The 22,206-nt window shown below is 50.5% G+C and carries 23 protein-coding genes; 6 read left to right on the top strand and 17 right to left on the bottom strand.

Going from position 1 to position 22,206, the window contains the following annotated elements; translation table 11 throughout:
• Positions 1 to 178 precede the first annotated feature (178 nt).
• Positions 179 to 1,165 carry a UDP-glucose 4-epimerase GalE gene (galE, locus tag AC0YOA_RS28725; RefSeq protein WP_475789540.1) on the bottom strand — a complete coding sequence of 329 codons (987 nt, stop codon included), beginning with the start codon at positions 1,163 to 1,165 and terminating at the stop codon, positions 179 to 181.
• Between the two features lie 91 nt (positions 1,166 to 1,256).
• Complete coding sequence (locus AC0YOA_RS28720) at positions 1,257 to 2,429, bottom strand: galactokinase (protein ID WP_475789539.1); 1,173 nt, start codon at positions 2,427 to 2,429, stop codon at positions 1,257 to 1,259.
• A 422-nt stretch (positions 2,430 to 2,851) separates the two neighbouring features.
• Between AC0YOA_RS28720 and AC0YOA_RS28715 the strand changes: the two genes are divergently transcribed.
• Positions 2,852 to 3,709 carry an AraC family transcriptional regulator gene (locus AC0YOA_RS28715; RefSeq protein WP_475789538.1) on the top strand — a complete coding sequence of 286 codons (858 nt, stop codon included), beginning with the start codon at positions 2,852 to 2,854 and terminating at the stop codon, positions 3,707 to 3,709.
• 187 nt (positions 3,710 to 3,896) lie between these two features.
• On the opposite strand, the gene AC0YOA_RS28710 is transcribed toward AC0YOA_RS28715, so the two are convergent.
• From AC0YOA_RS28710 to AC0YOA_RS28695, 4 genes are all read right to left on the bottom strand, one after another.
• Positions 3,897 to 4,982 carry an AI-2E family transporter gene (locus tag AC0YOA_RS28710; protein ID WP_475789537.1) on the bottom strand — a complete coding sequence of 362 codons (1,086 nt, stop codon included), beginning with the start codon at positions 4,980 to 4,982 and terminating at the stop codon, positions 3,897 to 3,899.
• Positions 4,983 to 5,087: 105 nt separating this feature from the next.
• Positions 5,088 to 5,483, bottom strand: coding sequence for a YflT domain-containing protein (locus AC0YOA_RS28705; protein WP_210038291.1), 396 nt, complete (start codon positions 5,481 to 5,483; stop codon positions 5,088 to 5,090).
• 41 nt (positions 5,484 to 5,524) lie between these two features.
• The gene (locus tag AC0YOA_RS28700) at positions 5,525 to 5,686 is read right to left on the bottom strand and encodes a DUF1328 domain-containing protein (RefSeq protein ID WP_210038290.1); all 162 of its coding nucleotides are present in this window, start codon (positions 5,684 to 5,686) and stop codon (positions 5,525 to 5,527) included.
• Positions 5,687 to 5,855: 169 nt separating this feature from the next.
• Entirely contained in the window at positions 5,856 to 6,902 is a 1,047-nt protein-coding gene (locus AC0YOA_RS28695; RefSeq protein ID WP_475789536.1) for an asparaginase, read from the bottom strand.
• A 233-nt stretch (positions 6,903 to 7,135) separates the two neighbouring features.
• Here AC0YOA_RS28695 and AC0YOA_RS28690 point away from each other — a divergent pair, with 233 nt between their 5' ends.
• The 3 genes from AC0YOA_RS28690 (at position 7,136) to AC0YOA_RS28680 (ending at position 9,155) form a co-directional block, all read left to right on the top strand.
• Positions 7,136 to 7,585, top strand: coding sequence for a YtxH domain-containing protein (locus tag AC0YOA_RS28690; protein ID WP_475789535.1), 450 nt, complete (start codon positions 7,136 to 7,138; stop codon positions 7,583 to 7,585).
• Entirely contained in the window at positions 7,533 to 7,763 is a 231-nt protein-coding gene (locus AC0YOA_RS28685) for a hypothetical protein (protein ID WP_475768586.1), read from the top strand. The genes AC0YOA_RS28690 and AC0YOA_RS28685 overlap by 53 nt, the downstream gene beginning before the upstream one ends.
• Positions 7,764 to 7,925: 162 nt before the next feature.
• Complete coding sequence (locus AC0YOA_RS28680; RefSeq protein WP_475789534.1) at positions 7,926 to 9,155, top strand: NAD(P)/FAD-dependent oxidoreductase; 1,230 nt, start codon at positions 7,926 to 7,928, stop codon at positions 9,153 to 9,155.
• A 65-nt stretch (positions 9,156 to 9,220) separates the two neighbouring features.
• Here AC0YOA_RS28680 and cls read toward each other — a convergent pair whose 3' ends face one another.
• Positions 9,221 to 10,648, bottom strand: a complete 1,428-nt coding sequence (gene cls / locus AC0YOA_RS28675) for a cardiolipin synthase (RefSeq protein ID WP_475789533.1) — start codon at positions 10,646 to 10,648, stop codon at positions 9,221 to 9,223.
• A gap of 210 nt (positions 10,649 to 10,858) precedes the next feature.
• On the opposite strand from cls, the gene AC0YOA_RS28670 reads away from it, so the two are divergent.
• Positions 10,859 to 11,302, top strand: coding sequence for a bactofilin family protein (locus AC0YOA_RS28670; protein WP_475789532.1), 444 nt, complete (start codon positions 10,859 to 10,861; stop codon positions 11,300 to 11,302).
• A gap of 100 nt (positions 11,303 to 11,402) precedes the next feature.
• Here the strand turns inward: AC0YOA_RS28670 and AC0YOA_RS28665 are convergent, their stop codons facing one another.
• From AC0YOA_RS28665 to AC0YOA_RS28645, 5 genes are all read right to left on the bottom strand, one after another.
• Positions 11,403 to 12,197 carry an ABC transporter permease gene (locus tag AC0YOA_RS28665; protein WP_475789531.1) on the bottom strand — a complete coding sequence of 265 codons (795 nt, stop codon included), beginning with the start codon at positions 12,195 to 12,197 and terminating at the stop codon, positions 11,403 to 11,405.
• Complete coding sequence (locus AC0YOA_RS28660) at positions 12,190 to 13,119, bottom strand: ABC transporter ATP-binding protein (protein ID WP_475789530.1); 930 nt, start codon at positions 13,117 to 13,119, stop codon at positions 12,190 to 12,192. The genes AC0YOA_RS28665 and AC0YOA_RS28660 overlap by 8 nt, the downstream gene beginning before the upstream one ends.
• A gap of 703 nt (positions 13,120 to 13,822) precedes the next feature.
• Positions 13,823 to 14,284 (bottom strand): PilZ domain-containing protein, encoded by a 462-nt coding sequence (locus AC0YOA_RS28655; protein WP_210038281.1) that lies wholly within the window; start codon positions 14,282 to 14,284, stop codon positions 13,823 to 13,825.
• 181 nt (positions 14,285 to 14,465) lie between these two features.
• Positions 14,466 to 14,972: a hypothetical protein gene (locus AC0YOA_RS28650; protein WP_475789529.1), complete on the bottom strand. Its 507-nt coding sequence runs from the start codon at positions 14,970 to 14,972 to the stop codon at positions 14,466 to 14,468.
• Between the two features lie 64 nt (positions 14,973 to 15,036).
• A complete protein-coding gene (locus AC0YOA_RS28645) occupies positions 15,037 to 16,002 on the bottom strand; it encodes an LCP family glycopolymer transferase (RefSeq protein ID WP_475789528.1) in 966 nt (321 codons plus the stop codon).
• 320 nt (positions 16,003 to 16,322) lie between these two features.
• Between AC0YOA_RS28645 and cysC the strand changes: the two genes are divergently transcribed.
• Positions 16,323 to 16,955 (top strand): adenylyl-sulfate kinase, encoded by a 633-nt coding sequence (gene cysC / locus AC0YOA_RS28640; protein WP_475789527.1) that lies wholly within the window; start codon positions 16,323 to 16,325, stop codon positions 16,953 to 16,955.
• A gap of 110 nt (positions 16,956 to 17,065) precedes the next feature.
• Here the strand turns inward: cysC and AC0YOA_RS28635 are convergent, their stop codons facing one another.
• From AC0YOA_RS28635 to AC0YOA_RS28615, 5 genes are all read right to left on the bottom strand, one after another.
• On the bottom strand, positions 17,066 to 18,865 hold the full coding sequence (locus tag AC0YOA_RS28635) for an ABC transporter ATP-binding protein (RefSeq protein WP_475789526.1): 1,800 nt from the start codon (positions 18,863 to 18,865) through the stop codon (positions 17,066 to 17,068).
• The gene (locus AC0YOA_RS28630; RefSeq protein ID WP_475768923.1) at positions 18,866 to 19,324 is read right to left on the bottom strand and encodes a lasso peptide biosynthesis B2 protein; all 459 of its coding nucleotides are present in this window, start codon (positions 19,322 to 19,324) and stop codon (positions 18,866 to 18,868) included.
• Between the two features lie 49 nt (positions 19,325 to 19,373).
• Positions 19,374 to 19,682 carry a lasso peptide biosynthesis PqqD family chaperone gene (locus tag AC0YOA_RS28625; protein ID WP_210038276.1) on the bottom strand — a complete coding sequence of 103 codons (309 nt, stop codon included), beginning with the start codon at positions 19,680 to 19,682 and terminating at the stop codon, positions 19,374 to 19,376.
• A gap of 2 nt (positions 19,683 to 19,684) precedes the next feature.
• Positions 19,685 to 20,626: an aldolase gene (locus AC0YOA_RS28620; protein WP_475789525.1), complete on the bottom strand. Its 942-nt coding sequence runs from the start codon at positions 20,624 to 20,626 to the stop codon at positions 19,685 to 19,687.
• Positions 20,627 to 20,816: 190 nt separating this feature from the next.
• The gene (locus AC0YOA_RS28615) at positions 20,817 to 21,998 is read right to left on the bottom strand and encodes a right-handed parallel beta-helix repeat-containing protein (protein WP_475789524.1); all 1,182 of its coding nucleotides are present in this window, start codon (positions 21,996 to 21,998) and stop codon (positions 20,817 to 20,819) included.
• Positions 21,999 to 22,206 lie beyond the last annotated feature (208 nt).

The raw sequence follows: 22,206 nt of genomic DNA, 5'->3' as shown, positions 1-22,206 counted from the left end.
TAATGCTCCTTTAATCTCGGTATTTTCCAGTGTAAGAAGAAACGGCACCCGCCGTAATCCGGCGCTTGCAGATTACTTTCTTCCGAATCGGTAAGCAAAATATAGAAAAAAACGTTGGCATGCTTATAGTTGGAAATAAAGCACGCCCGTCGAAGGCGGGCTCCATTCCCATTTCTTCTTAATCCTGATAGCCATGCGGATTGGCCTTGTGCCAGGCCCACGCGCTGCCGATAATATCTTCAAGCTTATTGCGGGTCGGATTCCAGCCAAGCTCCCTGCGTGCGCGGTCGGACGAAGCGACAAGCACAGCGGGGTCGCCCGCACGACGCGCTTCCACTACGGCCGGTATTTCCTTGCCGGTCACCTGCCTGGCAATATCGATCACCTGTTTGACAGAGAAGCCCGTGCCATTGCCCAGGTTGTATACTGCGCTGTCTCCACCCTTGCGAAGCTTCTCCACTGCCAATACGTGGGCGTCCGCAAGATCGCTGACATGGATGTAATCCCGTACGCAGGTGCCGTCTTCTGTTGCATAGTCTTCGCCAAAAACAGAGATATGAGGACGCTGGCCCAGCGCAACCTGGAGCACAACAGGAATCAAATGCGTCTCGGGATCATGATCCTCGCCGATTTTGCCGCTGGCATGCGCGCCGGCCGCGTTGAAATAACGGAGCGAGACGAATTTGAGCCCATGGGCGATATCGAACCATTTCATCATTTTCTCCATCGCAAGCTTCGTCTCGCCGTATGCATTGGTGGGAAGCGTACGGTCATGCTCGTCAATCGGTACGTTCTCGGGCTCCCCGTAAGTGGCTGCTGTCGACGAGAAGACAATTTTCCTGACGCCGTATTGATTCATCTTCTCCAGCAGACACAAGGTGCCGTAGACATTATTATGATAGTATTTGCCCGGGTCCTTCATGCTTTCGCCGACAAGAGAATTGGCCGCAAAATGAATGACTGCATCGATCTGATTTTCCTTGAATACCGTATCCATAAAATCCGCATCGCGCAGGTCGCCTGCGTACAGCTTGCCGCCGAGCAAAGACTCCTTATGTCCCTGCTGCAGATTGTCCACAATTACAATTTCCTCGCCGCGTTCCTGCAGTGCCGCCACCGCATGGGAGCCGATGTAACCCGCTCCTCCTGTAACTAAAACTGCCATGATGTGCCCTCCTCTAAAAAATTTTGTGACGAAGGAGCTGGACTGCGCTTCTTCGCAAACATGCCTTTTGCTATGGGAAGGCCATGGGGGATCAGCTCAACTGCTCCACGCCATTGCCGATTTTGCACACATAGAAGTCCGCTTCCAGCCCGGTCGCAGCCGTATATTGGCGGCTAACCTCCGCCTTGAACCGCTCGATGCTGTCCTCGTGCACCAGGGAGACGGTGCAGCCTCCGAAGCCAGCGCCAGTCATCCGCGAGCCAAGAACGCCAGGAACAGTGCGCGCGGCAGCCACCATGGCGTCCAGTTCTTCGCCTGTCACTTCATACAGATCGCGAAGCGAATCATGCGATTGATTCATCAGCTGACCGAATGCTGCAAGGTCATTATTCTTCAGAACGGTAATGGAGCTGATAACGCGGTCGATCTCCTCCACGACATGCTGGGCCCTGCGCCGTACCGTGTCGTCCTCAATCAGATGCTTGGTGCGGTTGAAATCCTCAAGCGAAATTTGGCCGAGAAGCGTAAGTTCCGGAAAAGCGGTCCGTAAGTCCTGCACCGCCTGCTCGCACTGGCTGCGGCGCTCATTATATTTGGAATCGACCAGTCCCCGGCGTTTGTTCGTGTTGCCGATAACGAGCCGGTAGCTTCCGGAATCGAAAGGAACCAGATCATATTCAAGGGTGTCGCACATCAGCAGGATCGCATGATCCTTCTTCCCGTTGGCGACGGCGAACTGATCCATAATTCCGCATTGGACACCATTGAATTCATTTTCGGATTTTTGCGCCAGAAGGGCGATTTTCACCGTATCGACCGGGTAGCCTCCCATAGTCAACAGCGCAAACGCCGTCACGACTTCGATCGAGGCTGATGAGGACAAGCCTGCACCGTTCGGGATTTCACCATGGAACAGCAGGTCAAAGCCTGTCTCGAACGTCCTGCCCTGCTGCTGCAGCTCATGGACGATCCCCTTGGGATAATTCATCCAGTCGTCCGCCTCGTCATAGACAATCGGCTCGATCGGCAGATGCTTGTGGTCGGGAAAATTCGTTGTCGCAAGGCCGAGCAGCTTGTCGCTGCGCTTGCGGATCAGCAGCGTTGTGCCGAAGGTCAGCGCCGCCGGAAACACGTAGCCTCCATTATAGTCGGTATGCTCGCCAATCAGGTTAACCCGTCCCGGCGCATGAAAAATGTGAATGCTCTCAGCCGATTCCTTGTATAATTCCAGAAATCGTTGTGTCAGCTCTTGAAGGTCAGCCATTATCACACCACTTTCCTTTGCATGTTTGTTTTTAGGATTTGTATAGGAACAGTATAACGGAATGTGCCGTTGAACAAAATGGCTTGATGTGAAGTAAGCATGGAGAAATGTGACTTTGTTGCGGAATTGCCAAACACGGTATGTATTCCGGCGGTATCGGCGCCGGGCTTGACGAACCCTGCCTTTGTCACTCGAATCGCCTATCGCCTTCTATATTTATTCTCCCCCATCTATATTCCCTCTGCTGCCGCCAATCCCTTCGGAAATTGGTGCGTTAACGAATATTTTACTTGTCTTTGGGGGATTTTCGGTAAGGACCGTCGAATTAATCATCACCGCAATTATCGGTTGGAAGAAACACCGCTGAAGATATTCGCATTTTTAGCTTAATTATATCTGCTACAATCGGGAGGTTGCCATAAATGGCGCGACAAGTGAGTTACACCGTTGTCTCCAATCCGGTGCCAAGCGAGCAAAGTGAATTGTATGTGCTGTTTGCCGGGGAAAGCCAGACCAAGTCCGCTCACCGCATCGGGCCGAAGGTGTACAGCTTTTATCTTATGCATCATGTATTGTCAGGGTCGGGTACCTTTCATTGCGCAGGCGGCATATTTGAAATCAGGCAGGGACAAACCTTCCTCATTCCCCCGGAGCAGCTCATCAGCTATGAGGCAAGCGAGCAGGATCCATGGCGGTACCGGTGGATTGCCTTTAATGGCGGGCAGGCGGCGGAGCTTGCGGAGTCGGCAGGGCTGACCATTGCCCGGCCGGTTATCGATACGGGGGCAAACAAGCGCATTGGCGTACTGTTCCACAGCATGGACCGGACCTTCCGCCAGGGCGGGGGTGCGGCTCATTTGCGTTCTATCGGCTACCTGCATCTGTTATTCGCGGAATTCAGCACTGCCGCAGATCTGCTCCACGACCGGCAGGCAGGCTCCGCTCATGAGAGCGAATCGATTACCCAGCAGCTGATCCGTTATTTATCCGCACAATACGCCGAGCCGGTCTCGATCCAGCGGATGGCCGAGACGATGGGGTATAATCGGGCTTATCTGTCACGCGTATTCAAACAGCATACCGGCATGACCCCCGTTACGTTCCTGCTCAAGCTTCGGCTGGATAAAGCGCGCCAGCTGCTGCGAGAGCGGCAGGAGCTGACGACCCAGCAGATCGCCGCTTCCGTCGGCCTTCAGGACCCGCTTTATTTCTCCAAGCAGTTCCGCCGCTTCTACGGGCTCTCGCCCAGCGCATACCGCGAGGAGATGCGCCGGATTTAGGGCTGCCCGGACAATAATCAGGATTCAAGGAGCGGACCGGTTCTTGATCAGGAACTACCTCCGATATCCGGAGTCGGATTTGACTTTCATTGTGGAAGCAGCGGAGTTAACAGAGCCGGAGTTTATTTCCAGCAAGGAGAGACGACTGAGGGGAACAAGCCGGGAATCGGGTAAATTATTCCCTCTGCTACTCTACCAGCTCCTCGACTTTTTCCGCAAAAAACAGCCGGTAGACGCGCACCACAATGATTTTCACCACCATATACAGCGGGATAGCGAGAATGGCGCCAAGTATGCCTGATATTTCCACCGCCACGAGCAGGATCACAATGGTCGTTAACGGATGCATATCCAGCCTTCTTCCGTAAATATGCGGAGACAGGAGATTCCCTTCGACCTGCTGCGCGATCAGAACGACAATCAGCACCCAGACGACCATCATCGGCGAATCGGTTAGCGCAACCATCACGCAGGGGACAAGCCCGAGTATCGGTCCGATGTAGGGGATGATATTGAGAATGGTGGCGATGATCGCGATCAGCAGGGAATAGGGCAGCCCGATGAGCAGAAAGCCGATATACATCATAATGCCCAGCAGGAAGGTTATAATCATCCGTCCCACGATGAATCCGCTTAGTGCGGCATCTATTTCGTCAAGCACTTCTCTTCCGTCGCGGCTGTACCGTCCCGGCACCAGATGAAGAACCGATCGGGGTATCGCTTCGCTCTCCTTGAGCATGTAATACAAAATAATCGGAGCGGTCGCAACGACAACAACGAAATTGGTAATAAACGCGATGATGTCGGTCACATAGTTGGACGCCGTCGTAATCGCTTCGTTCAGATAATCCGAAATCCGGGTCGACATGTCGGTCTGGCTGTTCGAGCTGACCAGCAAGACGATGCGGTTCTGCTGCCACCGGGAGATCTGCTCCTTCAGCCCCTCGATGAGCCTGGGCGTACTCTCGATGAAAGTGTTGATCTGAAGCACGAGCGTCGGCCAAACGACCAGCCATACCAGGACCAGAACCACTGTCAACCCCAAGTAAACAAGCAAAATCGCCAGGATTTTACTCATCCGCCGATCCGCCAAATAATGAACGATTGGCCGGAGTATATAATAGAAGAAGCCGGCAAGCATGAAAGGGACTATCAGAATATTGACCATTTTAATCAAGGGTATGAAAATAAAGCTGTCCACCGCGATCAAATAAATGATGATCAGCAGCGCAATCGTACCCAAACAAAATCGAAAAAACCGGCTTTGCAGCATGCCGTCGCTTCCCCCCGTGTTCTTATTATGTATGAAAAAGTAGACCGTTCTCCTTGCGAACGGTCTACTGCAATTTGTATATCTCAAAAGCTATGAAGCTTGAAGTCAGATCAAGAGCGGCGGAAAATAAACGATATTGGGATCGTAATCATTATCGTCGTACTGGTTGCCGCCCCATGCGATAACCACAATCCGGTCGTTGTCCATCTCCTCTTCCAGCCGTTCCGCTTCTTCTTTGCTGATTCCCATAGACCGCAGCTTGGCCCGAAGCTCCGCTCCGCGCGAGCGAAAAATATTGGCAAAGGCTGTATCCAGCCCTTCCTCTGCAACGCCGATCTCGTCCGCATCGGTAGATGCCGCAATCCGTTTGTTCCGCTCCTTGTCATGAGTCAGCACGTAGAGATGATCCTTGTCGTAACCACGCGTTTTGTAGCGCTCCAATTGTTCCCTCGCCTGCTGGATATTGTCGACTGTATGAACGTTAGTCACTTGAATCTCCATCGTTCATTCCTCCTTTTTCAAAAATGACAAGTATTATACGGTTAAGCTCTTCTTCTTCCGAAAATAAGCGATACAACAAACAAAATCAGAAATACGATGAAAAGGACTTTAGCGATACTCGCAGCAGCTGCTGCCAGTGTAAAGAATCCAAGTATACCTGCGACAACAGCGATAATGAAGCAAAGAACTGCCCATCCTAACATTGACACTCACCCTTTCTATTCAAAGTGGAATTTGTTATCCCGTCTTCCTATCATGCTTATAAACCAATCCTTTCGGGCATGAAACTTGGCAAGAATATCCACACTGCCCCGAATAGACCGGGCAAATCCTGCTGCGGAATCATCGCTTTATGCATCTTCCCGGATCCCTTTAATGAAACTTCAGGCGCAGACTTGACTCCCGGTGTCCAATCAACTGACCTGCGTCATTATACAAATCTGCCGAAAAATGCTGGTTTATCCGCTCCGACAAATCCGCTCCCACATGGAGCTTCTCCAAAACAGAACAGATGATTCCAGGCTGCGAGGCCTCCCCTCCATCCGCCAGCTTCAGTGCTACCGCGATTCCTTGCTGGCGCATGCCGAATACGAATAAGCCCTGGGCACCGCTTTTGGCAATAACCGTCCCGTCGGCGAGCATAATGCTGGCAAGCCGCCCCTCTCCTTCAACCAGGTCGGGCCAGGCATTCATGGCAATCGTAATCCGGTCCGCCGCTGATTTGGTTTCATCGTCCGCCCCGTCCGGGGACAGGGCAGCGAGCCGTGTATACATAAGTGCAAGGCGCCATAGAGGCATAGCGAAGACGGGCAGGCCGCAGCCGTCAACTGCGCGTCCGATCTCTGCAGCCGGCAGATCGGCCATCGCTGCAATGGTCTGCAGCAGCTCCTGCTGCAGCGGATGCTCCGGATCCGTATAGGTTTCCATTGGCCAGCCCCGCAGCTTGCACAAGGCAAGCAGGCCGATATGCTTGCCGGCGCATACATGATACAGCTTCCGGGGCAGGCCGCCCTTCCTCGCCCATTCATCTCGGATTCGGGGATCTGCGGGTTTGGCTTCGTCAAATACCAGATCAGCTTCCTTGATCCCGGTAAGCTTCAGCATTTGTTCCAGGACGGCTATATGTTCGGGAGAACCGCGATGGGACGACGTCATCAGAGCAAGCGCTCTTGTGTCAAAGCCGAATTTCTCCATGACACCCGCCCGTACGGAAGGAATCGCCTGTATAGGCTTGGCGGTGGAGCGGATAAAGGTCCATATATCCGGATCCCCGGCATGCGCCATGATTTTGCCGTCCATGGATACGACAACGACATGTCCGCTGTAAATATCCTCTGCCCGGTCCCCCCGTATGGTTACCTCCAGCGGTTCGCCCAAACCCTGAATAGCCATCTGTTCCGTATTCGGTTTATCTGACATTCAATCTCGCACCATCCTTTTTTGCGGCTGTTTTTCATGATCTATAAGAACGTTCAGACGGTTGGATACAATGAAGCACATGCTGTCTATAGATACGTTCCCTTATTTTTGGAAAATTATTCATCATCAGGGCAATCGTTTCAAACATCAATCCGTGGTTTATAAGTAGACAAGAAGATAATGGGTGTTACTCACATCTATTAATTTATGTAAAACGAAGGAGTTGACTTCAAATGGAAAACACGGTTACGAAACAAACGGGTGGAAGTTTGGTCAAGGGCATACTCATCGGCGGTGCCGTTGGTGCCGCAGCTGCTGTGTTATTAACGCCTAAAACAGGTAAAGATATGCGTGAGACAATCCGCCGCAAGTCATCCGAGATTTCGGGCGCTGCCCGGGATCATGCAGTCAATATTGCCGGAGCTACCCGCGACACTGCAGTCAGTCTGGCAGAAGCTGCGCGTGACCGGGCAGCCGCCCTGGCAGACCAGGCGAAGGATAAGGCAACTGATGTGACCATGCGTGTGAATGAGCTTGGCAAAACCACTGCCGATAAAGTGGCGAATGCCGCCGAATCAACGGCTAATGTGTTTCAATCCATGAAAAAAGAAGAAGAGGGAGCGAAACCAAATGGAACATCAACCGGACCAAACGGAGCTGCCCAAGACCGGAGCCAGCCCTGACTCACCCCTTTCCGCCGGTCAGGCGGGCCGCAAATCGGAACCGATCGAGAATGCCCATAACGGGTCGATGGTTCAGGATGAGCAGGATATGAAGCGTCTGGGCAATGACATGAAGGGGATGAAGACGAACAGCCAGCTTGAAGAAGAGGGCCTCGTCCCCGATCCCATACAGGAATAGTCAAGAAGAAACGGCTGCCGCTGTCCTTTTGGCGGCGCAGCAAGTTTCTTCAGGAGGAGGGGATTCCCCTCCTTTTTTGCTGCGGACATCCGCTTCTCACCGTGCTCAATCTATGATACATGAACCCGAATTTGGACATAATAGACCTCAGGAGGAATGTGGATGAAAGACTTGTACAATGGCCGGCTTTATTGGCTTGAAACGATGAACGATATTCGCCGCTATCCGTCTCTGACGGCTAACAAACGCACCTCAGTCGCGATTGTTGGAGGCGGTATGTCTGGCAGTATTTGCGGCTATCTCCTAGCCCAAAGCGGAATTGACGTCTGCATCGTGGAGCGGGGAGAGATTGCCGGGGGCAGCACGGCAGCCAATACCGGCATACTGCAGTTCTGCAATGATGTGATGCTTTCGGAGCTCATCGGGCAGATCGGCCGGCAGGATGCCGTATTGTTCTACAAGGCTTGCCGCGATGCTGTTGTACATATCGGAGAAATCGCCGCCAAGCTTGGAAAGGAAGTGGGCTTTATTCCCCGCAGCAGTCTCTATTATGCCAGCACCGAGCAGGATGTTCCCAAGCTGCGCAAGGAATTTGAGGCGCTGCAAGGCAGCGGCTTCGATGTGGAATTCTGGACGGGCGAGGAAATCAGCACCCGTTACCCATTCCATAAACCCGCTGCGATCATCACCCGTGGCGATGCCGAAATCAACCCTTGCGGGTTCGTTCACGCCCTGGCCGACGCTGCCGCAGCCGCGGGGGCATCTATTCATGAACATACCGATATTGTGGATCATGCCACTGTCGGGGAAGGCATTCAGCGTCTGACAACCTCAACCGGCATTGTACTGGAGGCGGAGCATGTTATCTATGCGGTCGGCTATGAGCCCGAGGAACTGCGCGGCCAGCTTGTCAAAGCAGATGTTAACCGCACCTACGCTCTGGCAACGGAGCCTCAGCCCGACCTCTCGGCCTGGAAGGATAATATCTTGATCTGGGAAACAGCCCGCCCTTATTTCTATATGCGAACAACCGCCGACGGAAGAGTTATCGCCGGAGGCCAAGACGAGGATAACCCAAAACCGCTCAACAGCGAGAGCGAACGCCGCAAGCGCACGGACAAACTGTACGATCGGATCAAGGAGCATTTTCCGTTGTTTACAGGCAGACTGGAATATGACTGGACGGCTGTTTTTGGCGAATCAAGAGACAATCTGCCCTTTATCGGCGAGGATCCCAAATGGCCCGGGGTTTATTATTGTCTTGGCTATGGCGGCAACGGAACGGTCTACAGCATGATTGCCGCGAATCTGCTGCTGAATCTGATTCGTGGAGAAGAACATCCGATCAGCCATATTGTTCGTCTGGACCGCCCTTCGCTGGAAAGTGTCTGAGCACAACGTTTCTTTGCAAAAGCCGTTATGCTCAACCCCGCGGGGCTTGATCGGACGGCCTTTTCTTATAACAGCGGGGATAACATACGGGCTACCACCTCACTGCCCTTGCGCCACATGGAGCGCTGCTGGAAGTTTGAGAGATGGATCTCTTCGCTGTCTTTCATATCCGTCATATAATCCGATTCCAGACGTTTAATGATTTTCTCGTCAAACAGCAGGCCATTCAATTCAAAATTGCTGAAGAAGCTGCGCATGTCCATATTGGCCGATCCGACAGAAGCCATAAAGTCGTCTACAATCAGCACTTTGGCATGAATGAAGCCTTTCTTGTAGCGGTAAATCCGTACTCCGGCCGCCAGCATCTCGGACACATACGAGAGGGAAGCGAAGAGAACCAGCTTGGAATCACTGACACCCGGAATGATGATTCGCACGTCGACACCGCTGAGCGCCGCCGTCCGCAGTCCCATCAGCACGCTGTGATCCGGTATGAAATAGGGGGTCGTAATGTAAATCCGCGTCTTCGCTACCGATACGGCGGCAAAGACACATTCCAGAATAGCGTCTTCACTGCTGTCCGGACCGCTGGAGACGATCTGCACCTGCTCCGTCCCCTTGCAGTTATGCTCCGGCAAATAAGCGGAATCAGCCAGACGCTGCCTTGAAGTGAACCACCAATCCCGCATGAATACATCCTGAAGAAAATATACGGCATCGCCTCTGATCTGCATATGCGTATCGCGCCAAAATCCGAGCTTCAGATTGCCGCCCAAATATTCGTCCCCGATATTGATCCCGCCGAAGAAACCCGTAAGCCCGTCGACCACTACAATTTTGCGGTGATTGCGGTAATTCATCCGTTTCTCGAAGAACGCCAGCCGCGGTGTGAGAAAACAGCGGGTCTCTACCCCCGCCTGCTCAAGCTCCTGCAAATACCGCCCCCCGAGCTCAAGACTCCCCACGCCGTCATAGATGATCCTTACCTCTACGCCCTGCCTCGCCTTGCGGATCAGAATTTCCTTCAGGCGCCGGCCAATGCCATCATCGCGAATCGTATAAAATTCCACATGTATATGGTGACTGGCCTGCTCGATGGTTGCCATAATCGCTTCATAAGCAGCATCCGCATTCGTCAGAACCTGCGTTTCATTACAGCTTGTAATCGGGGACAAGCTCATGCTCTGCAGCAATCGGAACAGTCGCTCCTGATGCATGAACTCCTTATTCTGCATATCCCCGGGACGATGTACGATTTGGCAGCGCATTAATGCCTGCAGTCTTATTTCCTCCGCAATAACGCCTCTCTTGCGCACGGTCCGCCGCCGCTGATATTCTTTGGCTACAAAATAATACATAACAAACCCGATGATAGGCAAAATAAATAATATGAGCAGCCAGGCTATTGTTTTGGAAGGCCGGCGAAATTCCACGATCAGAATAGTCGCAATCTGGAAAATGAAAATAAGAAGTGCAACTACAACCCAAATCATAACTTTCCCCCTGATTTTCTGCTCTTGGCAGATATAGCTTTAGCTTACGCCGCTGGCTGTATACGTTCTTTACAGGCATGTTTTCATGCTTCCGGGAATAAATAAGCTATAGGAACGTTCTAGAAAGCATCATGAATCGACGCCATACTAGACGAAACCCCAGGCAAACGTTCAAATCAGCTGCATGGGGTGAGGGAGGATGGACCGACCATGTTTAAGGAAAACAAAAAGACGACCGCTACCGATACCCTGATCGGACAAGGAACCTTGATCGAAGGAACCTTGGCCAGCGAGGCCAGCATTCGCATCGAAGGCGAATACCGGGGTGACATCGAGTGCAAGGCCGACATCATTATCGGGGAATGCGGCGTAGCCAGATCGAATATCTCGGCAAAGGATGTTGTTGTAGCCGGCAAGGTGATAGGAGATGTCACAGCAGGAGGCCGGCTGACCATCACCTCTTCCGGTTCGGTGCAGGGAAGCATCCAAGCCTATGCGCTCCTTATCCAGGACGGCGGCATCTTCAGCGGAACCTGCCGCATGGAGCCGGAAAAGGAACGGTCAACACCGAACCAGGCGCTCCGTTCAGCTGAAGCTGATGCGGCCGCGGCCATCAAAGAACAAGCCAAGGAGAAGTCCCGTCAAGCCGGCTGACCTCTCCTGCAGGCGGCAAGAAGCCCCGCTTCCGGCAAGACGGACAGCGGGGCTTCTTATTAATGTTTTTGCCTCAATAGATCGGCTATAGGAGGCCTGTTTATGCAGCTACATCTCTTTTGTTGAATGTCAGCCAGGTGAGCGCCATAAACACGATATAGTAGATGGCCAGAACGCCCAGCGAGAAGCCCAGCGACATACCCTCGGCGTTGGGTCCGCTGTTGATATACTGCGTCAGATTCATATGCTGGAACAAAATATAATCGACCCATTTATAATCCAGCATACCCAGCAGCGCACTGATCGAAGCGCCTCCGAGAAGCACGAACAAGGAAAGGCCGATCGCAAGGCCCCCGCTGCGAAATACGGTGGAAATCATAAACGACAATGTGACGGTAATGATCAGTGATCCAAATTTGGCCACATAATACAACAGCATGTAAGCAAACGGTGAAATATCCCTGTTGATCCCGAAAAGCGCCTCAGAGGACTGCGAGGTGTCGTTGCCGAATAACAGAAGATTCAACACTAGCGACAGCACGAACAGGAAAACCGCCATAAACAAACCGAACAGCAGCAGGCTGATATACTTGGAGAGCAAAATTTTGGAACGGCTCCAGGGACGGATCAGCAGCAGCTTGATCGTACCGCTCGTAAATTCCCCCGCGACGCTATCCGCAGAAACAACGACCGTGAACAGTGTAACGAACATGAAAAGCACATCGGATTCAATCAGAGTCATCGACCAGTTGCCGGGATCACCGTCGCCAACGAATTTTGCGATCACCGATATGGCAATCAGCACGACCGCAATGATGCCGAACATGATCCATGTCCGCGTCCGGCGGTAAATTTTCATATTCTCGTTGCTGACCAGCTGTAAGAAGTTAAACAACGCTTTCGCCTCCTGTCATTTCGAGGAATTGCTCTTCCAGCGACTTGTTCAGGACACGAATTCCGTACACATTATGCCCCGCCGATACCAAAGCGGCATTGATCCGGGCAATGGATTCCCTGTCGGCATTTACAAGCACGGCACCCTGTTCAAGCATCGCACCGTTATCCGCAAGCAGTTTGACCGCCTCATCGGGGCGGTCCACGTCGAACAATACTCGATTCAAGTCGCTGGCCAGCGGCACCCCTTGGCGGATGCTTCGTACATCGATCAGCTTGCCCGCTTGAATAATGGCGACACGGTCGCACATCAATTCCATCTCGCTGAGCAGATGACTGGAGACGAATACCGTAATGCCCTCATCTTTGGCCAGCTTGCGCAAATAATCGCGAAGCTCGCGGATACCCGCAGGATCCAGACCGTTAGTAGGCTCGTCCAGAATCAGCAGGGACGGCTTATGCATAATCGCCTGGGCAACGCCCAGACGCTGGCGCATCCCAAGAGAGTAGGTTTTCACCTTATCGTTAATACGGGCTGTAAGGCCGACCAATTCTACAACCTCATCGATGCGCTGCCGGGTAATACCGGGAACCATGCGTGAATAATGCAGCAGGTTCTGGTAACCTGTCAAATATTTATACATCTCCGGGTTCTCTACAATGGCGCCGACATGGCGGATGGCCTTCTCGAAATCGGTCCGAACGCTATGACCGCGAATGATCACATCGCCGTCCGTCATCGCCATGAGTCCAACCATCATGCGGATGGTTGTTGTTTTACCGGAGCCGTTGGGCCCCAGAAAGCCAAAGACCTCCGCCGGAGGCAGATCAAGCGTCACATGATCGATTATGGTTCTGCGTCCAATGATCTTGGTTACATTCTTGAGTTGAACGACGGGATCGTTCGGTGTTGGGTTTACCATCTTTTTCCTCCTGTTCACATGAAGCACGAGCTGAAGATGCTTCACATCCATCTCATTATACTGAACGAAGGAAACGATTGGAAGTTAAGATTAAAGGAAAAAAATAAATGCCTTCCCCGTCAGCGGTTGCCCGCGCCCAGGAAAAGGCATGAAAGCTGCATTGAAATTATAAGGAGACCGCCCAGGAAAAAGGAACTTCCGGCGAGCCGACCGGCTTTTGAAACTCCGGTACATGCGCGTGAACGGGGATATGCAGGATAGAGGCAACCTCTTCTCCATGAATACAATGGGGGATTTCCACAAGTGCTGCTGCGTTTGAACTCTCTTCTTCCTTATAACAGGCTTTACAGCAGCCCAATGGATGCACATTCCGAAAGAATCCTGTCCGAAAGATCATATGTGCTTCTTCGCACGAGTACATAACCTCACAGCTTACACAACAAAATGTGTTCCTTGTTTGCATAAATCCATCTCCTTTTCAGACCCCTATATTATACTTTATGTAGCAAAAATCATTTCTATGTTACATAACGTATCTAATTTTTAGTTCAGATTATGACAAATTCTTCTTTTTGTCAATATTAGCAGCGTTTACTCTGACGGATATTGTCGTGTATGCGTTTTCAAAAAGAGAGAATCATGCCTGTCCAAATCGAGCCCAAAAGGGGAACGAAAAGCCATATGGCTTCCCGTTCCCTTCAGTCTAGCTTTTAAGATCTACCATTAAGCCCAGCTGCTCCTTATCCTCGCTCAAGCGGGTATACATTTCATATATCCGGCTTCCATGGGGATTGTGGTCGTTCAATTTCCAGGAAATCGCACGAATCAGCGCGCGGCGCATTTTGGGATCAGGCTGAAAGAAAGAACCATACATGTACTGATTCTCTTCCCGTCCTCTCCATACTACATTTCCATATATATTAAACTCCCATTCATTCAGCTTGATATTGAAACGGATCGTGTAGTCCCCGCTGACTGGAAAGCGAAGATGCGTTTGAAAACGCAGACCTGTAGGGCTGATATCCTTCAACATCACCGGGATGCCTCTTGATTCGAGCTTGTTTCCCTGTACGCCAGCAATGAATACGCTTACCTGAATCCCTTCACGAATCCGCATCCGCATATGCTGCCTATTCCGGGCAGCCGGTTTATTAACTGTTATCATCCTTTTCACCTTCCTGTTCGGGGGGATGGCGTTCTTATGATTACGATACATTATGTATCTAGGAAGTTAAAAATATGGGCTCTCTTTCCGGCAATTTGGATCGCTGGCGTTCCCTCTTTCCAATTGCCAAAAACAAAGCCCTCCCCCATAATTTATGATACATTAAGTATCAAGTCAATAGCTAATGTGAATTATTTGTGTCCATATCCTTCCGATACGACCACAACAAGGTCCATTGCCCCGAATGATAGGCGGCATAAGTCGGCTGAACGATTTGGAAATTGCCATAGGGACTGTGAAAAACCTCGGTAACGTCAATCTCGTATACCTCGGCAATTGGCTCCGCATCCTCGCTCATTCTCCAGTCTGTTATATGCGTCGGAGTGCCGGTATGAAACTCAAAGGTTTTCACGCCAAAATCCTGCAAAATGATATGCGCCCGTTTCTGGATGTACTCCGATTTGGCAAAGCGCTGCTGCATGAAAGGATGGAACAGCTCCCAAGCGCTCCCGAAGTCGCCTACCTGCTCATATTTATAGAACTGCTCCACCGCAGCAAGCGCTTTGCTCTCTTCGCTTGGCGAGAACATCCGGGCGCTGTTGATCCAGGTCATCCATGCCACGATAATGATCAAGCCGCCCAGCACCAGCTTGAATGCCAGTGGGCCGGTCTTGCGCTTTCCTCGCATTCTTCCATAACCCCCTGTCCCATAAAGCTTATACACTTTATGAGACAAGGACCGCTTTTATACATCATTTGGCCGCTGTCAGCGGAGCTGAAGCGGAACCCGCCTGCAGATGATCCTTGATGACCTGATGAATCCGGTTCTTCTCCGCATCCGAGATGATGTAATACCAGATGCCATCGATCGTTTCGCCCTTGCCCTTGATCTCGACAGAATCGATTTTATCAATATTGGGACGGTAATCCGTTATAAATGTTTTCATTTCCTCGAAGGTTATATTGCTCTTCACGCTGTCGCCCACTTCATTCAGCAAACCCTGCACCTTGACGATATTGGACAGGCTGAGCGAGCTTTTCATACCTTCGGTCAATATCTCCCGCTGCCTTGCATTCCTGCCCAGGTCGCCTTTGGGGTCATCATACCGCATCCTGGAGTAGAGCAGCGCTTCCTTGCCGTTCAGTGACAGCTGGCCTTTGGCAAACTCATGCCCCTGCATGTTGAAGGAATAGGGATTATTGACCGTTACTCCCCCCACCTGGTCAATCAATCTCTCGAACCCTTCCATATTCACCTTCATATAGTAATCGATCGGATAATCAAGAAAATTTTCCACCGTTTGAATGGCCATATCCACACCTCCGAAGGCGTAGGCATGATTGATCTTATCTACCGTCCCGTGTCCGACAATCTCCGTTCTCGTATCGCGGGGAATGTTGAACATGAGGATCGAGTGCTTCGACGGATTGACCGTAAGTACAATCATCGCATCTGAACGGCCCCTGTCATTCTCCCGCTGGTCGACACCCATTACGAGGACATTGAAAGCATCGAGATTTTCAAATACAGGCACGATATCGTTCTTGATGTCAGGATCCTTGCTGACATAGACCGGTTTGTTCGGTTTTTCATAGATCTTGTCAGCAACCTGATGAACGGAGTGATAGAGATACCAGACGAACCCCCCTCCAATTAACAAAATAGCAAGCACCGAGCTCCCGGTCCAAATCAACATTTTCCTGGTTCGACGTTTCATAGATACACCGCATTTCTCATGGATAAATGAATTCCCCTTGAAACCATAGTTCAAATGACTTAGAGGACTGTTCATCCTTATGTATTATGATACGAATTGTATCACATATGTTTCGCATTGTAAAAATCCTTTTTTAGTACCGGCATGGAACTTCAGGTCCGGGTCTTCTCTCTACTAAATGTATATTTTTACCATATAGACCTTGCATAAACAGCGGGATTACGTTACATTTAAACTATTAAGTATACAAATTGTATCATGAACAAAACCTTAATTATTCATTGTTGGAATTTCCGGCATAATCAGGAGGAATTAACGAGATGGAACCAAAAAGCAATCATATTACCTGGCATAATTCCAACCTGAACAGACAGGACCGCTACACCCGAAACGGGCATAAGAGCTGCGCATTATGGTTCACAGGCTTGTCGGGATCGGGCAAGTCCACATTGGCTTTCGCCCTGGAAAAGGCCTTGTTCACAGAAAATGTCAATTCCTATGTTCTGGACGGCGACAATATCCGACATGGCATTAACCGGGATCTGGGGTTCTCCCAGGAGGACCGCAAAGAGAATATCCGCAGAGTTGGCGAGGTGTCCAAGCTGTTCGTGGATGCCGGCATGTTCATCATAGCCGCATTTATTTCACCAAGCGAGAAGGACAGGCAGATGGTTCGGGAGATGTTTGAGCCGGAGGCTTTTCTGGAGATATATGTGAAGTGCTCCCTGGAGGAATGTGAGCGCAGGGATCCCAAAGGATTGTACCGAAAAGCAAGAGACGGCCAGATCCCCAACTTCACGGGTATAAGCGCCGCATATGATATTCCGGAAAACCCGCATATCGTTATTGACACCGAGCACTTAACGATCGAGGAATCGACCCGGCAGCTGGTGGAGCATCTCCGCGACAGAAACTACTTTACAACCGGGCAAGCAACGAACTCCCCGCAATAATTGCGGGGAGTTCTTGTTTTTTGCAGCTTTTGGCGCAGGCGCACTCCGGAAGCCCTGCGACTAACCGGCAAAGAACCGGACTTTATTGCCGGCTTTGTGATTTCCCTAAACTACTGGCCCGACGTCTGGTACGCCAGCAATCTGCCAAATGTGCCCTTCGTTTCATTCGACAGCTGCTGATAGGCTCCCTGCTGGATGATCCCGCCTTGCTCCAGTACAATCACCTGATCCGCGTTGCGGATGGTCGACAGCCGGTGCGCGATGACAATGATGGTCATGTTCCCCTTCAGCCGGTCCAATGCGCCCTGAATCTTCGCCTCGTTCTCATTGTCCAGTGCGCTTGTCGCTTCATCCAGCACCAGGATGGCCGGTCTGCGCAGTATGGCCCTTGCCAGGACAATACGCTGCCTCTCGCCGCCGGAGAGACGAATGCCGCGGTCGCCGATAACCGTATCCAGTCCCTGGGGCAGCCGGCTTACGAACTCGTCCGATGCCGAGAATCTCAAGGCATCCCAGATCCGCTCCTCGCTCGCATCAGGCTCCACCATGATCAAGTTCTCCCGGATGCTGGCATTGAACAGGAAAGGGTCCTGCGATACATAGCTTACCGAGCTTCTGTAAGAGAAGAGATTATCTGCCGTCAGCGGCACGCCGTCAATCACGACCTGACCCTTCTCCGGTTGAAACAGGCCGATCAAAATATCGATCAATGTGCTTTTTCCCGCACCGGATTTGCCTACAATGGCGGTTGTGCTGTTGGCTGGAATATGCAAATTAATATTTTCAAGCGCATAGTCCGAATGACTGGAATCGTACCGGAAATATACCTGACGGCAGCTTATTCCCTCTTTGATGGAAAATGGGCGTATCTGCGCGTCGCGTTCCGCAAGCGCCATCTCCTGGAACTCCCTGCATTCGCGCTGCAGATCCGTCAAGCCCTTGAAGGCCGGAAGGGTCGATACGATTTGCTCCAGATTCGCCTGGATTGTCGTGAACCTTGGCCATAAGCGGGAAAAAATCAGAATGATCAGCATCAGCTGCTCCGCTCTGACATGCAGAACTTCAAAGGAAAGAAAAATAAACAATACGATTAATACTGCCGATGACGCTCTATAGAGCAGCTGGCTGTTGGATTGCATCCGGACAAACTGCACAATATTTTGCTCCATCCGCTCGCATAACGCGCGAAACCAGTTCAAATTGGTTTTCTCCAGCATATTGCTCTTGATGTCCTTGATCCCGTTAAAATGATCGGCAACGCCGGCGAAGTAGCTTTGCGATAATTCCGATGTCCGGTCCCCCAGCACCTTCGCGCCTTTGACGAATCTCCGGGAAAACAGCACAAAGCCGATGCCGCAGATCATAACCAGAGCGGTCAGCTTCGCGGAGAGCCAGAAGGCAAAGGCAATTTGGATCACTGTAAAAATCAGCGAAGTCAGCAGCATCATCGTTTGTACCGTGCCCTGACTGACTCGCGCAAGCTCCGAGGTGAGCACATGGTTGAAGTCAGATCTTCTTTTCTTCACAAAAAAGCTCCATCTGGATTCAAGCAGGGCCTGATAAATATCCAGTCTCAGGAGACGAATGAAGCCCTGCTGAATCTCGCTGCTCCGAATGGATTGATATTTCTGCATAACAGCCTGGCCGATGATCAGCACCGCATAAACCGACAAAATAACAAGCAAATTCCACTTCTCCGGAATCCAGCGGATAAAGTCAAAAAAACCGGAAATAAACGGAATACTGCCGGTGCCGCCGCTAAATACGCCGATCAGGCTGAGCATGGGAATCAATAGATAGATGCCAACGCCTTCCAGGCAGCTGATAATGACCGAACTGATCAAATTGATGTACAGTTTTTTCCCGGCATAATCGCGAAGCCTTTTGACATAAAAAAGGAGCTCCTTCATTTAATCACCACCACTCCATATACGGCTTTGGCTATGCTCTGATTGCTGAAACTGTTTTCCAAATATAGCCACAACAGTATACTTCTTGATTTCATCCGCGCCTGTCAGATAAATCGCGCCGCTTCTGAGCCAGGCATGGGCGATCATTTTTCCGGAAGCATCCCTTGCTGTTCCCATGTAGAGCGTACTTTCAATCTGCCGCCGCCCCAGCATTTTCATCCCCGCTATAGCCATGACCAGGCATTTGCTCTCCCAGAAGGTGTGACGGCTGACCATATGGATCGCCCGGGCCACATCAGCCAGCAGCGGTTCGTTGGATCGTATGCGGGTGTAGGTTGTCTCCTCCATCTGCTTGCCGAGGGAGGGGGCAATTCTGGAAAAGGGCAGCGCCTTCAGAATGCGTGCCCAACCTAAATAAAAGAAAGCCTCCAGCAGCAGCATCCTCAGCTCCGGACGCATGGAAAGAAACTTCTTCGCTATTCTCCACAAGGTTGATGATCCTCTCCCATCAGATTTTGGCGCCAGACTCTTCCTCGACGCGAATCAAATCCTCTCCGCGCAGCTGCTCCAGAAAGGCAAGCACCTGTCTTTGACATTCCGATTCTTCAATATCGTATTCAGCCGTCAATATCGCAATGATGTCCGTACCTGCGGTCGGAGTCCCGATAATGTCCCAAATCCTTCCGCCTACTTGACCCAGATTATAATATTTGCCGGTTTTGACGCTCATCATCACTTTCTCTCCGTCCATATCGCTGGCCAGATTGCCTTCCACCTGGGAATAACGCTTATTCAAGATTGCGGTTGATTGATCCATGCTCATCTGCTCCTTTTTTCAATCATATTTGTAATGGAGGAAACCAGTTCCTGTGCGCTGAATCCGGCCGATGGCGATGCAGAGCGGTGCAGCCTGTACATCTCGGCCTGCCTGATGATGCCGCACGATACATCAAAATGCCACGGCATCAAGCCCAGCAAGGGAACAAGAAAATTCCGGTATGTATGCAAATTGAGAATGGCGTACCGTTCGAGCTTCACGACAGGCTGGATCGATGACCGCCCCTCGTCCACCGGCAGCAGTTCGAACACACCTGCAAGCGGAATGGAATCGGCACAAAACCGGGAAGAAACGGGAACGGCATATTTATCTGCTTCATAATGAAGCGAAGTGTATTTCCTGGCTTCCATGCCGAGGTTCTCGATGCTTTCCTGCCACAGCTTCTGCTGGGGATAGGAAGGAATGACTGAAGAAGTGCCCGTATCCTCCGATATGGATACCGCGATCACATCATCGCTCAGCAGCTCATACCCTTGGCTGACAAATGCCGCTGCCAGCGTCGATTTGCCCGCTCCCGATTCCCCTATAAAAGCATAGGCCTTCCCCTCGATAACGACGGCGCTGCCATGAAGCGGCAGAATATGACGCTGCATCAGCAGCGCCCCCATGCAGGTGCCGAGCAGATAAAGACGAATCATGTTAAAGGGCGCATCAGGAAAAGGGGATACAATAATCCGCTTTCCTTCCTGAACGGCAAAAATAACGGTATGGGGAATATGAAACAACACCTGTTTGTCCACAACGGCATAATAGCTGGTATGAGGTCCTGCCTGCTCCCAGTCCTTCGACAGATCCCCGATCACAATTTCAATCTCCGGCTGCTCCTGTCCGCTCAACGGTATTAATTCCGGCAGCGGAATTTCACTGGATATCGTCAGACCAAAAGCTTTGTAGACGGTTCTCTTCTCCGTAGTCGAAATCATTTAGCCTCACCTTTACTGGAAGATTCCTGATAATCAGAACTAATTGCTACTATACGTATCCATTATACACAAACAGATACATATTGTAACTAGATATTTTGTTCATCATGGTTTTCCTGATTTTCCCAAACTAAAAGAGACTCTCCTTGTACAGGAAAGTCTCTCCGAAATAAGCCGGGTGGAATAATCATTATTTTTTGTCGGCTTTAATAAATATATTGTCGATAAATTTGTTTTTATTAAATTCAAGATTATTTTTCAGCTGCAAGCCTCCCGGCATCAGCAGCGTTCCCTCATCAACCGTGTTTCCCTGAATCTGATGTCCGCTTCCCACCATAATGTAGATCCCCGCTGTGTTCGCTCCTTTACGGGAATTGGCAGCCACATTATTAATGATTTTGATATTATTGCTGATTGCCCGGCCATTCTCGCCCGGATCCCCGGCACGAATCGTAATATTGTATTGATTGTTGAATACGGTATTGCCTTCAATGGTCGTGGATTCCGATCCATTTTTGATATCAATTCCATAATAAAAGCCGGAAACATTATTATTTTTTATCAGACTGTTTTTTTCTTTTTCCAACGTAATCCCCTGCTGATTAAGAACATTTGGTCTGTCTTCTATGACGGTTGAGTTCATGACGGTATTATGGCTTCCCCCGCCAAACAAAGATAAATCCCCGTCGCCTGAATTTCTGATGTTGCAGGAATCGATCAAGGTATAATCGGAAGCGAGATTGATGATGCCCGAACCTCTGTTGAATTCTGTAGTGACATTATTTACTAAACTGTATTCAGATTTATACAAGTTAATACCCTGTGAGAAGTTTGTCAACGACATGTCCTCGATGGAGCAATGATCGCACCCTTGGGCCAATACGCCAACTCTGGATGTCAATATACCGTCAGTAGGCAGTGTATCCCCTTTTAGGATTCCGCCTTTCAGAGCAACATTTGCAGTGTTGTATATCCAGAAAACGCCGTACTCGCCTTTGGTGTTAGTCTGGAAAGTTGCGCCCTCCATAATAATCGTTACAGGCTTGGTTATTTTAAAAGCGGAGTAGCTTGTTCCATAATCGGTTACCGCTTTATTGGCGGCATTCTTGCTGATCTTGTAAATCCCCGGAGGAACGACGATGGTATCCCCATTATTGGCGCCGTCTATCGCGGACTGGATAGCATGGGTATCGTCTTGAATCCCGTCGCCTTTGGCATTATAATCGCTTTTGACATTCCATGTAACAGCATCATTTTGAAGGGTCTGATTGGCCGGATTCGACAGATACATGTAAACAGCAAGACTTAGCGTACTGATTATAATTAATGCTATGAACAGGCGCATTGACATTCCCTGCGGCTTATCACCCAAGACATCACCACCTCTTCCTCTGAACACAAGGCGTCTCTTAAACGTAAACTCCATTATCATAACCCCCAGTTAGTAGAATCTTGTTGTTTTTATAATCGACATGTTTCGCCTTATTTTTTACAGCGAAAATGAAAAAAACATGAAAATAATCAAAATAATGATTATCAGCATGTTTCATGCAGCCAATTATCGGTTAATATCGGGGTTA

The sequence above is a fragment of the Paenibacillus sp. JT22N12 genome, assembly GCF_056269365.1.
This window is presented reverse-complemented; position numbering and strand designations above follow the sequence as displayed.

Bases quoted from the DNA above. Each gene is read 5' to 3' on its own strand.
- AC0YOA_RS28660 (WP_475789530.1), bottom strand. From the start codon at position 13,119: ATGGTAAACCCAACACCGAACGATCCCGTCGTTCAACTCAAGAATGTA.
- AC0YOA_RS28670 (WP_475789532.1), top strand. From the start codon at position 10,859: ATGTTTAAGGAAAACAAAAAGACGACCGCTACCGATACCCTGATCGGA.
- AC0YOA_RS28630 (WP_475768923.1), bottom strand. From the start codon at position 19,324: ATGCGTCCGGAGCTGAGGATGCTGCTGCTGGAGGCTTTCTTTTATTTA.
- cysC (WP_475789527.1), top strand. From the start codon at position 16,323: ATGGAACCAAAAAGCAATCATATTACCTGGCATAATTCCAACCTGAAC.
- AC0YOA_RS28695 (WP_475789536.1), bottom strand. From the start codon at position 6,902: ATGTCAGATAAACCGAATACGGAACAGATGGCTATTCAGGGTTTGGGC.
- AC0YOA_RS28655 (WP_210038281.1), bottom strand. From the start codon at position 14,284: ATGATAACAGTTAATAAACCGGCTGCCCGGAATAGGCAGCATATGCGG.
- galE (WP_475789540.1), bottom strand. From the start codon at position 1,165: ATGGCAGTTTTAGTTACAGGAGGAGCGGGTTACATCGGCTCCCATGCG.
- AC0YOA_RS28710 (WP_475789537.1), bottom strand. From the start codon at position 4,982: ATGCTGCAAAGCCGGTTTTTTCGATTTTGTTTGGGTACGATTGCGCTG.
- AC0YOA_RS28720 (WP_475789539.1), bottom strand. From the start codon at position 2,429: ATGGCTGACCTTCAAGAGCTGACACAACGATTTCTGGAATTATACAAG.
- AC0YOA_RS28700 (WP_210038290.1), bottom strand. From the start codon at position 5,686: ATGTTAGGATGGGCAGTTCTTTGCTTCATTATCGCTGTTGTCGCAGGT.
- AC0YOA_RS28690 (WP_475789535.1), top strand. From the start codon at position 7,136: ATGGAAAACACGGTTACGAAACAAACGGGTGGAAGTTTGGTCAAGGGC.
- AC0YOA_RS28680 (WP_475789534.1), top strand. From the start codon at position 7,926: ATGAAAGACTTGTACAATGGCCGGCTTTATTGGCTTGAAACGATGAAC.
- AC0YOA_RS28705 (WP_210038291.1), bottom strand. From the start codon at position 5,483: ATGGAGATTCAAGTGACTAACGTTCATACAGTCGACAATATCCAGCAG.
- AC0YOA_RS28620 (WP_475789525.1), bottom strand. From the start codon at position 20,626: ATGATTTCGACTACGGAGAAGAGAACCGTCTACAAAGCTTTTGGTCTG.
- cls (WP_475789533.1), bottom strand. From the start codon at position 10,648: ATGATTTGGGTTGTAGTTGCACTTCTTATTTTCATTTTCCAGATTGCG.
- AC0YOA_RS28625 (WP_210038276.1), bottom strand. From the start codon at position 19,682: ATGGATCAATCAACCGCAATCTTGAATAAGCGTTATTCCCAGGTGGAA.
- AC0YOA_RS28645 (WP_475789528.1), bottom strand. From the start codon at position 16,002: ATGAAACGTCGAACCAGGAAAATGTTGATTTGGACCGGGAGCTCGGTG.
- AC0YOA_RS28715 (WP_475789538.1), top strand. From the start codon at position 2,852: ATGGCGCGACAAGTGAGTTACACCGTTGTCTCCAATCCGGTGCCAAGC.
- AC0YOA_RS28650 (WP_475789529.1), bottom strand. From the start codon at position 14,972: ATGCGAGGAAAGCGCAAGACCGGCCCACTGGCATTCAAGCTGGTGCTG.
- AC0YOA_RS28685 (WP_475768586.1), top strand. From the start codon at position 7,533: ATGGAACATCAACCGGACCAAACGGAGCTGCCCAAGACCGGAGCCAGC.
- AC0YOA_RS28635 (WP_475789526.1), bottom strand. From the start codon at position 18,865: ATGAAGGAGCTCCTTTTTTATGTCAAAAGGCTTCGCGATTATGCCGGG.